This is a genomic window from Vibrio olivae, from assembly GCF_042428525.1.
In the GTDB taxonomy this organism is placed as follows: domain Bacteria; phylum Pseudomonadota; class Gammaproteobacteria; order Enterobacterales; family Vibrionaceae; genus Vibrio; species Vibrio olivae.
Genome location: NZ_JBHMEP010000005.1, coordinates 158,863 through 173,825 on the forward strand (window position 1 = coordinate 158,863; position 14,963 = coordinate 173,825).

Here is a 14,963-nt window from a genome sequence, read left to right on the forward strand (position 1 = left end):
ATTCAGTTCTGTTCGATAGTGGCCAACACTGTGTTGGCAATGTCACCTCAGAAAAGCCGTTTATCACCTAGATGAAATCGAGGCTAGAAAGCCCGAAAGGAGCGAATATAAATTTTATTCTGTTTCGCTAGGATGAGTAGTATATCTAAATAATAAGCATTAGGTAGAATAGATACGAGTGATTTATAAAAAAAATGATAATTCACTCAATATTTACATTTAGCAGAGGAATGTATCATTAGCATTTATATATTCAGGATAGATGGATTTTTGTGCTAAATGATAGATAAGAAAAAGACAGAAAAAAGGGGAAAGCCAATTACGCTTTCCCCTTTTAGTAGTATTAGCCGGTGTTACGCATACCGGCAGCAATGCCGGCGATCGTCACCATCAATGCCTCTTCGAGGTCAGGAGAGGCTTGCTCAGTACTTCGTGTACGGTAGAGAAGCTCAGCCTGTAGCATATTCAATGGTTCGACATAAATATTCCGTAAACGAATAGATTCCAGTCCCCATGGGTCGCTCTGCATTAAGTTCTCGTTGTTTTCGACGTTAAGCACCGCTTTGATGTCGCTTTGTAGTTGCTTACGCAAACGCTCACCAAGTGGAAGTAAGTTGGCATCCACCAAGCGCTGATCATAGTCACGAGAGATATCGATATTACATTTAGAGAACACCATCTCTAACATGCCGAGACGAGTGGAGAAAAATGGCCATTCGCGACACATCTCCTCAAGTAGGGCTTGATGGCCTTTGTCGACCGAGAATTGAATGGCTTCACCTGCCCCTAACCAAGCTGGCAGTACTAAACGGTTTTGGCTCCATGAGAAAATCCACGGAATCGCACGTAAGCTTTCCACGCCACCATTCGGGTTGCGTTTTGATGGGCGAGAACCGAGTGGCAACTTACCTAGTTCTAGCTCAGGGGTGGCTTGACGGAAGTAAGGTACAAAGTCTGGCTCGCCACGAACGATGTTACGATAAGCTTCACAGCTGACATCAGACAGCGTTTCCATGAGATCGCGCCAATCTTGCTTTGGTTCCGGAGGCGGCAGTAGATTGGCTTCCAGAATCGCACTTGCATAGAGGTTGAAGCTATTGACGGCAACGTCTGGCAAGCCGAGTTTAAAGCGAATCATCTCGCCTTGTTCTGTTACGCGCAGGCCACTCTTCAAGCTTTTTGGTGGTTGAGAAAGTAGTGCTGCGTGTGCAGGTGCGCCGCCGCGTCCAACGGTACCACCACGGCCATGGAACAGTGTTAGCTCAATGCCTTCACCTTCTGCAACTGCCACCAGTTTTTCCATCGCGCTATATTGTGCCCAGCCTGCCGCCATCACACCGGCATCTTTCGCCGAATCGGAATAACCGATCATCACCATTTGATGGTTCTGAATAAAGCCACGATACAAGTCGATACTCATCAACTGTTTAATGACGGCTTCTGCATTGTTCAAATCATCAAGCGTTTCAAACAGTGGGCACACGTCCATACGGTATGGACAGCCGGCTTCTTGGAGAAGTAAATGAACAGCGAGGACATCCGAGGCTGTGCGTGCCATCGAGATGACATACGCACCAAACGATTCACGAGGCTGCGCCGCGATAATACGACAGGTATCGAGAACTTCCTTAACCGGTTCTGATGGCTGCCAGTCACGCGGTAGTAATGGGCGTTTTGAGCTCAGTTCATTGGTTAAGAAGGCAATTTTATCTTGCTCGCTCCACTGATCATAATCACCAAGACCAAGGTAACGAGTCAGTTCAGAAAGAACGTCCGAGTGGCGAGTGCTCTCTTGACGAATATCTAAGCGTACTAAGTGAACACCAAATGCTTTGACGCGGCGTAAGGTATCCAGCAGAGAACCGTCAGCGATAACGCCCATGCCACACTCATGAAGGGATTGATAACACGCGTACAATGGTTCCCAAAGCTGGTCAAGATGTCGCAGCGGCGCTTTAACCGACAGTTCTTGTCCGTGCAGTTTAGCGTCTAAAATTTCTTTGGTTTCAACCAGTATGCTACGCAGCTGTTTTAATACCGCACGATAGGGTTCATGCTCATCTTCACCCGCTAACTGACGAACGGCATCGTTACACTTCGTGATCGATAACTCACTGATCAACTCGTTGATGTCGTTTAAGTAGAGATCAGCGGCTTTCCAACGAGAAAGCAATAACACTTCGCGAGTAATGGTATGAGTCACAAATGGGTTACCATCACGGTCTCCACCCATCCATGAAGAGAAGTGAACAGGGCGTGCGTCAATAGGCAGCCCTTCATCTAGGTGTTCTTTAAGTTTGTCATTGAGTTCGCGCAAAAACTCAGGAACTGCTTCCCATAGCGAGTTTTCGACAACGGCAAATCCCCATTTCGCTTCATCAAGCGGGGTTGGGCGTTGCTTACGAATCACATCAGAGTGCCAACTCTGTGCGATCAGCTGCTCAAGACGACGCTCGGTTTTTTGGCGTTCTTTAGGCACTAAGTCGCTGTGTTCTAACTTAGAAAGACACTCGTTAATTTTCACCAATTTATTAATCATGGTGCGACGAGTGATCTCGGTTGGGTGCGCTGTGAGTACAAGCTCGATGTTAAGATCACGAATAGCCTGTGCGGCGTCGAGTTTACTGACGCTGTTTTCTTGTAGTTTTGTAAATAGGCTATTGAGGGCATCAGGCTCATTAATATGAGATTCACAGTGGCGTGAGATAGTGTGGTACTGCTCGGCAATATTGGTCAGATTCAAAAACTGGTTAAACGCGCGTGCTACTGGCGTTAGATGTTCATCTGGAAGGTTTTTTATTTCTTCAATCAGATTGTTTCGGTCCGATTGATTGCCTGCGCGGGCGGATTTGGAAAGCTTACGAATGGTCTCCACTTTCGCAAGGATTTCATCTCCGTGAGCATCACGGATAGTATTCCCTAGCAGATGCCCAAGCATACTAACGTTGCTTTTGAGCGCAGAATATTTCTCGTTCATTGTCGTCCTGCCTTGTAAAAAAATTACATCCAATGTTCTTTTATTCAAGAGAACAATCTAGCGAAAAATGGAATGCTGAGCAAATTTTGATAGGTTAACTTGCCTGTGATAGCGCACCAAAACTGCGAAATTGTTCAAATATTTCCGGTTGACGTACTGAAAAAAAATTACAAATTTAGGTGAAAATAACGTCCTGTCTGTCTTTATCGCCAATCACACCATCACGTGATGTGTGAATTATTGAAAACAATATTTGCGAATAGAGTCAGTTAAGATTCTCACCGTTGGGTTGATAAACTCAAACGCCAAGAATTCGTCGGGCTGATGAGCTTGGTCTATTGAGCCGGGCCCCAGCACGAGCGTTGGGCAAAGTTCTTGTAAAAACGGCGCTTCAGTACAGTAATTGACGGTCTGTGATGGCGTGTCACAGATGGTTTCCATCTCGTGGATAAACGGGTGGTTATGATCGCATTCATAGCCTGGAATCGCATCGTGCAGCGGGCGAATGTCGATCAGTCCTGGCCACTTGGCTTCGACTTCTTTTAGAGCGCCGCGTAGCATGTTATCCAATCCGTCTAAGGAAATGCCTGGCAACGGTCGAACATCATAATGCAGTTCACAGCAGCCACAGATGCGGTTCGGGCTATCACCGCCATGGATATGGCCCAGATTCATAGTCGGGTTTGGAATGGCAAAGCCTGGGTGATGGTACTCTTTGACCAGTTTGTCACGCAGTTGCATCATCGCAAATAAGATTTCATGCATGATTTCGATGGCATTAATGCCAAGAGAGGGATCGGAAGAATGTCCTGAACGTCCAGTGACACGAATCGCGTTTGCTACGTGACCTTTATGTCCACGTACTGGAACCAGACTTGTGGGTTCGCCAATAATGCAGTAGTCGGGTTTGATCGGCGCTTCATCAGTGAAGCGGCGCGCGCCCAGCATAGTGGTTTCTTCATCACATGTCGCGAGAATATAAAGTGGTTTATTTTGCTTCGACCAATCAATACTTTTAACGGCTTCAAGAATAAACGCAAAGAAACCTTTCATATCTGCCGTGCCAAGGCCGTAAAAGCGGTTGTTGTCTTCTGTTAGCGCGTGCGGGTTGTAATTCCACTTACCTTCATCAAATGGCACTGTATCGCTGTGCCCAGAGAGAAGCAGGCCGCCTTCTCCTTGCCCCTTCTTAGCCAATAAATTGAATTTACCTTGCTCTTGTTCGGTAATGTGCAGCTCAAAGCCTAAGTCTTGCAACCAGCCTGCGAGTTTGTTGATCACTTGCTCATTGCCTTCATCCCAGCTTGGGTCTGTAGAGCTGATGGAAGAGGTTGAAATGAGGTCGCGATATATCTCAATAAATCCTGGTATTTGCATAATATTCTCGCCTTAGCTGTTGACAGAGATTCACTTAAAAGGTAAAAGACATATTAAATCATTTTTTATGAATAAAAAATCAATAAACCTGAAAATTTCTAAATTTATAATCAGTATTCAGGTTGGTTTTTTACCCCGAATTTTGGATGCTAAAACATGTTAAAAACCACAATAATCGGAGCTAGCGGTTACACCGGCGCGGAACTGGCCATAATGGTTAATAAACATCCGTCGCTCACGCTATCAGGTTTGTATGTTTCCGCCAACAGTTTAGATGCAGGAAAGCCGATTTCTCAATTGCACGGACAGTTGGCGGGCATTGTGGATGACGCTATTTTGCCTTTGACAGACGTAGAAGCTGTTGCACAAGCGTCAGATGTGGTGTTTTTAGCCACCGCTCATGAAGTGAGCCATGACCTTGCTCCACAGTTTTTGGCGGCGGGTTGTAAGGTCTTTGACCTCTCAGGCGCTTATCGTGTCAATGACGGTGAATTTTATCCAACATTTTATGGGTTCGAACATCAACACGGCAGTTGGCTAGAAAATGCGGCTTATGGCTTAGCCGAATGGAACGTGCAACAGATCAAACAGGCGCAGCTAATTGCGGTTCCTGGTTGCTATCCTACGGCTTCACAATTGGCAATGAAACCACTTATTGAGGCTGGCCTTATCGATACGCAGCAATGGCCAGTGATTAACGCGGTAAGTGGTGTGACGGGCGCAGGGCGTAAAGCGACCATGACCAACAGTTTTTGTGAGGTCAGCCTTCATTCCTACGGCGTGTTTACTCACCGCCATCAACCTGAAATTGCCAGTCATCTCGGCTGTGACGTTATTTTTACGCCGCACCTTGGCAACTTCAAACGAGGCATTCTTGCAACGATTACCATGAAACTGGCTTCCGGTGTCACTGAGCAGCAAGTGGCGAAAGCGATGCAAGAGGCGTATGCAGACAAACCGCTGGTGCGAGTTAAATCCGCGATGCCACAACTGCAAGATGTGCAGAAAACGCCATTTTGCGATATCGGCTGGAAAGTCCAAGGCGAGCATATCATCGTTGGTTCGGCCATCGACAACTTATTAAAAGGCGCATCAAGTCAAGCGATGCAGTGCGTCAATATCCACTTTGGTTACCCTGAGCTTACTGCCTTACTTTAGTTAGGCATAGCGTAGTGCAAGGAAATGTTATGACAGAGACAACTCAATCTCCGCTTGTCATCAAGTTAGGTGGCGCGGCACTGTCGAATAGTGAAACCCTAAGTCAAGTATTTGGGGCGATTGCCACTTACCAGCAGCAAGCTCAGCGACGAATTGTGGTCGTTCACGGTGGAGGCTACCTAGTGGACGATCTTATGGCGAAATTACAACTTAAGTCGATCAAAAAAGATGGCTTACGTGTAACGCCTTATGAGCAGATTCCAGTGATTGCTGGTGCTCTTGCAGGGACAGCAAACAAGATGCTGCAAGGTCAAGCGATCAAAGATGGTTTGAATGCTGTGGGATTGAGCTTGGCGGATGGCGGGCTGTGTGTGGTTGAAGAACTTGACCCGGAGCTGGGCGCGGTGGGCAAAGCGACACCGGGCAACGCCACGGTTGTCGAAGCGATTTTGGCCACTGGCGCTCTACCGATCATTAGTTCCATTGGTTTGACGCAAGACGGTCAAATGATGAACGTCAATGCAGACCAAGCGGCAGTAGCTGTCGCGGGGGCATTAAACGCGGAATTAGTCCTGCTTTCCGATGTGAGCGGTGTGCTGGACGGCAAAGGCCATTTACTGCATAGCCTAGATGCCGAGCAAGCGAAAAAGCTTATCGATGGCAAAGTTATTACCGATGGCATGATTGTTAAAGTCAACGCGGCCTTGGAAGCGGCGAAAGAGCTTGGACAAGCGATCGAAGTGGCGACTTGGCGTTATCCAGAAAAGCTCGCGACCTTATTTAGCGGCCAAAGCATTGGCACACGATTTTTACCTTAGTGGCTAAACCACTAACGATTACACCACGAATTTAGAATTAAATCCTTAGCCTGACCGCCGAGAGCAGAGCTAAGTGTTAGGAGAATTAACATGAGCAAAGTTGACGTAAATAAAGTTGTTGTCGCGTATTCAGGCGGTCTAGATACATCCGTGATCATTCCATGGCTAAAAGAAAACTACGATTGTGAAGTGGTTGCTTTTGTGGCCGATGTAGGCCAAGGCGCCGAAGAGCTTGAAGGGGTTGAAGCAAAAGCCAAAGCGTCTGGCGCTTCAGAGTGCTATGTCGTTGACCTTAAAGAAGAGATGGTGGCGGAATACATCTACCCAACGCTTAAAACGGGCGCCTATTATGAAGGAAAATACCTACTTGGTACGTCCATGGCACGCCCTATTATTGCGAAAGCTCAAGTGGAAGTTGCCCGTAAAGTTGGTGCTGATGCGCTTTGCCACGGTTGTACAGGTAAAGGAAATGACCAAGTGCGTTTTGAAGGTGCCTTTGCAGCGCTTGCCCCTGATTTAAAAGTGATTGCCCCTTGGCGTGAATGGGATCTTGTTAGCCGTGAAGAGTGTCTAGATTACCTAGCTGAGCGCAACATCCCTTGTACTGCGTCACTGACGAAAATTTATTCACGTGATGCAAACGCATGGCACATCTCTACAGAGGGTGGCGTGTTGGAAAGCACTTGGAATGCACCAAACGAAGATTGCTGGGTATGGACTGTTGACCCAGAGCAAGCGCCGAATGAAGCTGAATATGTGACTGTTGGTGTAAAAAATGGTGAAGTCGTATCGGTTGATGGTCAAGCACTTAGCCCTTACCAAGCGCTGGTTACGCTAAATGAAAAAGGCGCGAAGCATGGTGTTGGCCGTATCGATATCGTCGAAAACCGTCTTGTTGGCATGAAATCTCGTGGCTGTTATGAAACACCAGGAGGCACCATCATGATGGAAGCGCTACGTGCCGTTGAACAACTGGTATTAGATAAAACTTCGTTCGAATTCCGTGAAGAACTAGGTGTAAAAGCGTCGCACCTTGTATACGATGGTCGCTGGTTTACGCCGCTTTGCAAATCGATCATGGCAGCGGCAGAATCTTTAGCAGCAGACGTGAACGGCGAAGTTGTGATTAAGCTGTATAAAGGCCAAGCAACAGTAACGCAAAAACGTTCTGAAAACAGTCTATATTCTGAAGAGTTCGCGACATTCGGCGCAGACGAAGTTTACGACCAAAGCCACGCTGGCGGCTTTATCCGTCTTTACTCTCTCTCAAGCCGCATTCGTGCTTTGAACGAAGCTAAGAAATAACCAAGCACAGCTGATGAGTCGGGCAAAGAACTCGGCTCACACCATCACTAGAAGCTAAGCAAAGATCGCGATGTCGCGGTCTTTGCTGCAATCAAATTCGAGTCATAAGCAAGAAGGTAACTTGTGGCTGGAAGTCGTAGGAGAGACGCAATGGCATTATGGGGCGGAAGATTTTCCCAAGCAGCAGATACTAGGTTCAAAGACTTTAATGACTCGCTTCGCTTTGATTACCGATTGGCTGAACAAGATATTGTTGGTTCGATTGCTTGGTCAAAAGCCCTACGCTCAGTTGACGTGCTTAGCGAAGAAGAGCAACAGAAGCTGGAGTTAGCATTAAACGAGCTTAAGCTTGAAGTGATGGAAGCGCCCAACCAAATTCTACGCTCAGATGCGGAAGATATTCACTCTTGGGTTGAACAGCAGCTGATCAGTAAAGTGGGTGACCTTGGTAAAAAACTCCACACGGGACGTTCACGTAATGACCAAGTCGCAACAGATTTAAAGTTGTGGTGTCGCCAGCAAGGGCAACAATTGCTGCTTACCCTTGATCGCTTGCAAAAGCAGATGGTAAACGTGGCCAAACAGCACCAAAATACCGTGCTACCGGGTTATACTCACCTTCAACGCGCCCAGCCAGTCACATTTGCTCACTGGTGTTTGGCTTATGTTGAAATGTTTGAGCGTGACTATTCGCGTCTGTCTGATGCGTTAACACGTCTTGATACCTGTCCATTAGGCTCTGGCGCATTAGCGGGCACCGCCTACTCAATTGACCGTGAGCAACTTGCTCATAATCTTGGCTTTCGTCGTGCAACTCGTAACTCTCTAGATTCGGTATCTGACCGTGACCACGTGATGGAGCTGATGTCTGTGGCGTCGATTTCTATGCTGCATTTGTCTCGCCTGTCTGAAGATATGATTTTCTACAATTCGGGTGAATCTGGCTTTATTGAGTTGGCCGACACCGTGACGTCAGGCTCTTCACTGATGCCGCAGAAGAAAAACCCAGATGCGCTAGAGTTGATTCGTGGTAAAACAGGCCGTGTGTATGGCGCACTATCCGCGATGATGATGACGGTGAAAGCGCTGCCGTTGGCTTACAACAAAGACATGCAGGAAGACAAGGAAGGGCTGTTTGATGCGCTCGATACTTGGAATGACTGTATGGAAATGGCCGCTCTGTGCTTTGATGGAATCAAAGTGAACGGTGAACGTACGCTTGAAGCTGCGAAGCAAGGTTATGCGAACGCCACAGAATTAGCGGACTACTTGGTGGCGAAAGGGATTCCATTTCGTGAAGCTCACCATATTGTTGGGGTTGCGGTCGTCGGTGCTATTCAACAAGGTTGTGCATTAGAAGAGCTAAGTCTTGAGCAGCTCAAAACCTTCTCTCCTGTGATTGAAGAAGATGTTTACGCCATTCTCACCATCGAGTCCTGCCTTGAGAAGCGCAGTGCATTGGGTGGGGTGTCGCCTCAACAAGTCGCTTACGCGGTCGAACAAGCGGATAAACGGGTGCTAAAGCGTGACATTTCTACCGTCAAAGTGCGTCCTGCACGTTTAACCGATGTTGAGTCGCTAGAAGGTATGGTTGCCTACTGGGCTAACCTTGGTGAGAACTTGCCCCGTTCACGTAATGAGTTGATTCGTGATATTGGATCGTTTGCGGTGACCGAAAATAACGGCGAAGTCACGGGCTGTGCTTCGTTGTATGTCTACGATTCTGGATTGGCCGAGATTCGGTCATTAGGTATTGAGCCAGGATGGCAAGGCCAAGGCCAAGGCAGCGCAATTGTTCATCATCTGGTGGAAAAAGCTCGGCAAATGGCAATCAAAAAAGTATTCGTTTTAACTCGGACTCCAGAGTTCTTTATGAAGCAGAGCTTTTTGCCCACCTCGAAGTCCTTGCTGCCCGAGAAGGTTCTTAAAGATTGTGATCAGTGTCCTCGTCAACACGCGTGCGATGAGGTGGCGTTAGAGATTAACTTGGTTGAACAAGTTATTACTAAGGTCAGTGTTGCATAAGAGACTGATTTCTAAATGAAGTAAAAAATCAGCTAAAAATGATCAAAAAAGATCGTTACTTCGTGGAACTATCAAGAAAGGTGAGGGTCTATTTAAGTACCACTGCTTTTTCTTAGAAAGTTCTCTAAGAGAGCCCCAAACCTGTTATTGGTTTTGGGGCTTTTTTGTATCTAGCGTTTGTGGTTGTGCTGATGAGATTTATGCCGTTGTTGCCAAGGCAGGATGACGAAGCGCATGCCGAGATGTAGAAACAGCAAGCCATTAAAGGCGAAACCCGAGACAATCAAGGCGATGGATTGGATTGACGTCGGCTCTTGGCGAAAGGCAAACCACCATACTAACCAACATACCACTGACAACACCGTCAGCTGATCCATACACCGTTGACAACGACCAAGCTTTTTCCAAAACCAATCGGATTGGCAGTAAGGGCAACTCATAGGCTTCTCCGAAAATAAAAGAAGATTACTGGAATGCTAGCAGAGATAGGAAAAACAGGCAGCTTATGGCGCTGGTTTTTGCGCAGTAATTAAAAGAATCCCCAAAGTCAGAGGAGAGAGTAACTGACTTTGGGGACCTTACCCATAGACCTGAGGGACAGTTTAGCCACTCAGTAGTGCACGTTACGATAAGCGGCTAACTCAAGCACCATGGGCTCAATAGTGTAGTGCTGACACTATTGTTAGAAGGGGGGCTTAACCAAGACAAACCAGTAACACTCGAAAAGCCCCACCTAATAACTCGGTATAATCGTTACTGGTTAAGATAGGTATCCAACTCTTCGCTACCACCAATATGTCGACCACCAATGAAAATTTGCGGCACCGTTGTACGACCAGAAATCGCACGCAAACTCACGGTTGTGGCATCTTTTCCTAAAATAACTTCTTCATACTGAAGATCATGATCGATCAGCGCTTGTTTGGCCTTAGCGCAAAATGGGCAGCCGGGTTTACTGAATACCGTGATTGATTCTTGGGTTTTAAAGTCAGGTGCGATGTAGCTGAGCATGGTATCGGCATCAGACACTTTGAACGGGTCGCCTGGCTCGTCAGGTTCAATGAACATTTTTTCAATAATGCCGTTTTTCACGAGCATACTGTAACGCCATGAACGTTTACCAAAGCCCAGATCCTTTTTGTCGACTAAGAGACCCATTCCCTCGGTAAATTCACCGTTACCATCAGGAATAAAAGTAATGTTGTCGGCTTCTTGGTCTTGTTTCCAAGCGTTCATGACGAACGTATCATTGACCGAGACGCATAAAATAGCGTCCACACCGTGTTCTTTAAATACTGGAAATAGCTCGTTATAGCGTGGTAAATGGCTTGACGAACATGTCGGCGTGAATGCGCCGGGCAAACTAAACACAATCACGGTTTTATCTTTGAATAGTTGATCGGTCGTAAGCTCTGACCAACTGTCGCCTTGGCGAACGGGAAAAGTGACTTGTGGTACCGGTTGGCCTTCTTTCGATGCAAACATAGTTACAATCCTTAAATGAATGAATTAAATGTGTTTGATGGCGTCTTCAGTGTAACGACAATCCGCTTTTACCTTCTGCCTAGTTGGTGACATTATTGAAAAAAAGCTTTGATAGCTCTAATCGTTTGGTGCTATGGTTTTGATAGTTTTTTTCTATGGGTAAAGCGATGAATATTCGAGATTTTGAGTACTTGGTTGCGCTTGCGGAACATAAGCATTTTAGGAAAGCTGCGGAAGCCTGTTTTGTTAGCCAGCCAACATTGAGCGGACAGGTGAGAAAACTTGAGGATGAATTGGGTACCGCTCTGCTTGAGCGCAGCAGTCGTCGTGTTCTATTTACCGAGTCTGGCTTGCAGTTAGTTGATCAAGCGAAACGTATTCTTACCGAAGTGAAAACCTTTAAAGATATGGCCAGTGGGCAAAGTGGTGAAATGACGGGCCCCATTCATATTGGCTTTATTCCAACGCTTGGGCCGTATATTTTGCCGCTGATCATTCCTTATCTAAAAGAGCATTTTCCGCAATTAGAGTTATTTCTCCATGAAGCGCAAACCAAACAACTGATGCGCGAATTGGAAGATGGCAAGCTCGATTGTGTGGTGTTGGCGTCGGTCGCTGAGACTGAGGCATTTAAAGAAATTCCGATTTATGATGAACCTTTAAGTGTTGCAGTGCCTTGCGATCATGAATGGGCCGAGCTTGAGCGGATTAATATGGACCAGCTCAAGGGCCGCACAGTGCTGTCGTTGGGGGATGGGCACTGCTTACGAGACCAAGCGCTGGGTTACTGCTTTGCTGCTGGAGCTAAAGATGATGAGCGCTTTAAAGCGACCAGCTTGGAAACGCTGCGCAACATGGTAGCAGCCGGAGCCGGAATCACCTTGCTTCCTAAATTGTCGCTGCCGCATGAAAAGCGCAAAGATGGCGTATGCTACTTAGAAGCCTATAATCCGGAGCCTTCGCGTAATATTGTCTTGGTGTATCGTCCTGGTTCACCATTGCGTTCGCGTTATGAGCAATTAGCCTCGGTGATTCAAAGTCGCTTAGTCCAGTAAAAACGAGATATAAAAAAGGGTCGGCGTTGGCCAACCCTTTTTGTTTTCTGTGGTTTAGAACAGCTCTTGTGACGGTGACTCCGAGTAAATACTGTCAGTAATATCATCACTTTGGTATTCCGTCGGTTCTGTCCCCTCTTTGAAGTATTCAAACATCGAGCTGGCATCAGACTTGTTGCTCAGCAGCCCCGAGTCACGGTCGATACGTGCGCGCACAATATGTGGCGGGACTTGTTTCTGTTGCGGTGGCGTGTTTTCAAGGGCGACGCGCATAAAGTCTATCCACGCAGGCTGCGCGGTTTTCGCGCCAGCTTCTACGCCAGATACTTGATCTTTACCAAGGTTCGGGTTGGGGGCAGTGCGGCCTAAAGCGCGATTGTGGTTATCAAACCCGACCCATGCCGTTGCGACAATGCCAGGACCATAACCGCTATACCAAGTGTCTTTGGAATCATTGGTCGTCCCGGTTTTACCACCAATATCACGACGATCAAGAACTTGTGCACGCCAACCTGTCCCATTCCAGCCAGTACCTTGACCCCAGTTACCGCCACCCCAAACATTGCTGTACATCATTTCACGCACCAAGAATGCGGTTTGTTCAGAAATGACTTGCTTCGCTTGTTGAGGTTGTTGCTCGTCGCTAGCAACATCTTGCTCGTTAAACTCACTCTCGACTGTCGAAGTCGGCTGACAGTTTTCACGACAAATCAGCTGACTTGGCGCTTGGTAATCAAGTTGACCAAATGGGTCTTCCACTTTGCTGATGTAGTAAGGTTCAACGTAGTAACCACCGTTGGCAAAAACCGAAATACCTTGCGCCATTTTCACGGGGGTGAGGCTGCCAGCACCGAGTGCTATGGTTTCTGAACGCGGCAGGTGATCTTTATCAAAGCCAAAACGTGTTAGGTAATCGCGCGTTTTATCGAGCCCGACCTCACGCAAGACACGCACCGCCATTACGTTTTTCGATTGCGCTAAACCAATGCGCAGACGCGTTGGGCCGCCATAAGTCGGTGGCGAGTTTTTCGGACGCCATGCAGTACCTTGGCTTTTATCCCATTGGTTAATAGGAGCATCGTTAATCAAGCTCGCGAGAGTCATGCCGTTATCCAGTGCCGCTGAGTAGATAAACGGCTTAATGCTTGACCCGACTTGACGTACAGATTGGGTTGCACGGTTAAATTTGTTATGAACAAAGTTAAAGCCGCCAACCAGCGCTTCGATAGCACCATTCTCTGGGTTCATGGCAACAAACGCGGTATTTGCGTTTGGAACTTGAGCCAGTCGCCAATGAATGGGTGTAGCAGGTTCGGTATTATCTTGTTCCTGTTGCTCGAGATCTTCCTCTTCAACGTCAGTGACTTGCTGTTGATTGTTGTCATCAAGGTTAATGGTTTCACCGCGCACCCAAATTTGCTCACCGACGGCAAGAATGTCATCAGTGCTTTGTGGTGCAGACCCCTGACGTTCATCGGTTAAGTATTTACGTGCCCACTTCATTCCATCCCAATCGAGAGATTGTGTGCCGTGATTTTTAACGACAACTTGCGCTGTTTTCTCTCCGCGAGCGACGACCACAGCAGGTACCAATTTGCCATACGTTGGTACGGTTTTAAGGTGTTCTTCAATGTCATCTTTAGACATTGGCGCTTGGTCTGGTTGCCACAGTACTTTTTCTGCACCGCGGTAGCCGTGACGCTCATCGTAGCCAATTAAGTTATTCACCGCGGCTTGGTTTGCTGCACGCTGAAGTTTGGAGTCGACCGTGGTGTAAATATTGATACCGCTGTCGTAAACATCATCCCCGTAGTGTTCAACCGCCCATGCTCGAGCAAGCTCTGCCACATACGGTGCATTGAGTTTGATCTCTGCGCCATGGTAACGTGAAACTAAAGTTTCAGAACGCGCCTGTTGATACTCTTGCTCGGTAATGTACTTTTCATCCAGCATACGTGCTAACACCACATTGCGGCGGTTGGTTGCACGTTCAATCGAGTACAGAGGATTCATGGTTGAGGGCGCTTTTGGCATACCCGCGAGGGTGGCAATCTCACTGAGGCTTAAGTCTTGAAGATCTTTACCAAAGTAAACACGAGCCGCCGCGCCAAAGCCATAAGAGCGATAGCCCAGGAAGATCTTATTAACGTACAGCTCCATGATCTCTTGCTTGGAGAGTAACTGCTCGATATGAATCGCAATAAACACTTCTTTGATTTTTCGCATTAACTTCTTCTCGTTAGAGAGGAAGAAGTTACGCGCCAGCTGTTGAGTAATGGTACTGGCCCCTTGCTTCGCAGAGCCAGATAGCAAAACAACCACGGCGGCACGAGTAATACCAATAGGGTCGATACCTGGGTGTTCGTAGAAACGGCTATCTTCGGTGGCGATCAGCGCATCAATAAGATGTTGAGGTATATCTTCATATTTGACGGGAATACGACGCTTTTCACCAAATTGGGAGATCAATTGACCATCTTGACTAAAAACCTGCATTGGTGTTTGCAGTTTGACTTCTCGTAATGTCGCGACATCGGGTAGATCGGCTTTGACATAGTAGTAGAGGCCAAAAATTGCACCGACTCCAAGAATCATGCAAATCAGTATGAAAATAAAAAAACGCTTTATGAACTTCACCGGAGAATCCCTGATTAGTTTCGGTCTGCTATAGGCAAACCCTTGTACTCTAAGCTAAAACTTAGCTCAAAATTTGTTTTGTGCTAAATGGTGCGCCCATTTAAACACAAGAGCCAAGCGAATAGT

10 protein-coding genes are annotated in these 14,963 nt (G+C 47.1%); 5 read left to right on the top strand and 5 right to left on the bottom strand.

The window, feature by feature from the left end; genetic code table 11:
- Nucleotides 1-343 precede the first annotated feature (343 nt).
- Both ppc and argE read right to left on the bottom strand, forming a co-directional pair.
- A complete protein-coding gene (gene ppc, locus ACFFUV_RS15915; protein WP_390194568.1) occupies nt 344-2,977 on the bottom strand; it encodes a phosphoenolpyruvate carboxylase in 2,634 nt (877 codons plus the stop codon).
- Between the two features lie 237 nt (nt 2,978-3,214).
- On the bottom strand, nt 3,215-4,354 hold the full coding sequence (gene argE, locus ACFFUV_RS15920; protein WP_390194569.1) for an acetylornithine deacetylase: 1,140 nt from the start codon (nt 4,352-4,354) through the stop codon (nt 3,215-3,217).
- Between the two features lie 156 nt (nt 4,355-4,510).
- Between argE and argC the strand changes: the two genes are divergently transcribed.
- The 4 genes from argC (at nt 4,511) to argH (ending at nt 9,660) form a co-directional block, all read left to right on the top strand.
- A complete protein-coding gene (gene argC, locus ACFFUV_RS15925; protein ID WP_390194570.1) occupies nt 4,511-5,512 on the top strand; it encodes an N-acetyl-gamma-glutamyl-phosphate reductase in 1,002 nt (333 codons plus the stop codon).
- Nucleotides 5,513-5,541: 29 nt separating this feature from the next.
- The gene (gene argB, locus ACFFUV_RS15930; RefSeq protein ID WP_390194571.1) at nt 5,542-6,330 is read left to right on the top strand and encodes an acetylglutamate kinase; all 789 of its coding nucleotides are present in this window, start codon (nt 5,542-5,544) and stop codon (nt 6,328-6,330) included.
- A 90-nt stretch (nt 6,331-6,420) separates the two neighbouring features.
- Nucleotides 6,421-7,635: an argininosuccinate synthase gene (locus ACFFUV_RS15935; RefSeq protein WP_390194572.1), complete on the top strand. Its 1,215-nt coding sequence runs from the start codon at nt 6,421-6,423 to the stop codon at nt 7,633-7,635.
- A gap of 150 nt (nt 7,636-7,785) precedes the next feature.
- Nucleotides 7,786-9,660 (top strand): argininosuccinate lyase, encoded by a 1,875-nt coding sequence (gene argH, locus ACFFUV_RS15940; RefSeq protein WP_390194573.1) that lies wholly within the window; start codon nt 7,786-7,788, stop codon nt 9,658-9,660.
- A 170-nt stretch (nt 9,661-9,830) separates the two neighbouring features.
- Here argH and ACFFUV_RS15945 read toward each other — a convergent pair whose 3' ends face one another.
- Both ACFFUV_RS15945 and ACFFUV_RS15950 read right to left on the bottom strand, forming a co-directional pair.
- Nucleotides 9,831-10,100, bottom strand: coding sequence for a DUF3624 domain-containing protein (locus ACFFUV_RS15945; protein ID WP_390194574.1), 270 nt, complete (start codon nt 10,098-10,100; stop codon nt 9,831-9,833).
- A gap of 313 nt (nt 10,101-10,413) precedes the next feature.
- Nucleotides 10,414-11,145, bottom strand: coding sequence for a glutathione peroxidase (locus tag ACFFUV_RS15950; RefSeq protein ID WP_390194575.1), 732 nt, complete (start codon nt 11,143-11,145; stop codon nt 10,414-10,416).
- A gap of 167 nt (nt 11,146-11,312) precedes the next feature.
- Between ACFFUV_RS15950 and oxyR the strand changes: the two genes are divergently transcribed.
- Nucleotides 11,313-12,200, top strand: a complete 888-nt coding sequence (gene oxyR / locus ACFFUV_RS15955; RefSeq protein WP_390194576.1) for a DNA-binding transcriptional regulator OxyR — start codon at nt 11,313-11,315, stop codon at nt 12,198-12,200.
- 54 nt (nt 12,201-12,254) lie between these two features.
- On the opposite strand, the gene ACFFUV_RS15960 is transcribed toward oxyR, so the two are convergent.
- On the bottom strand, nt 12,255-14,837 hold the full coding sequence (locus ACFFUV_RS15960) for a penicillin-binding protein 1A (protein WP_390194577.1): 2,583 nt from the start codon (nt 14,835-14,837) through the stop codon (nt 12,255-12,257).
- Nucleotides 14,838-14,963 lie beyond the last annotated feature (126 nt).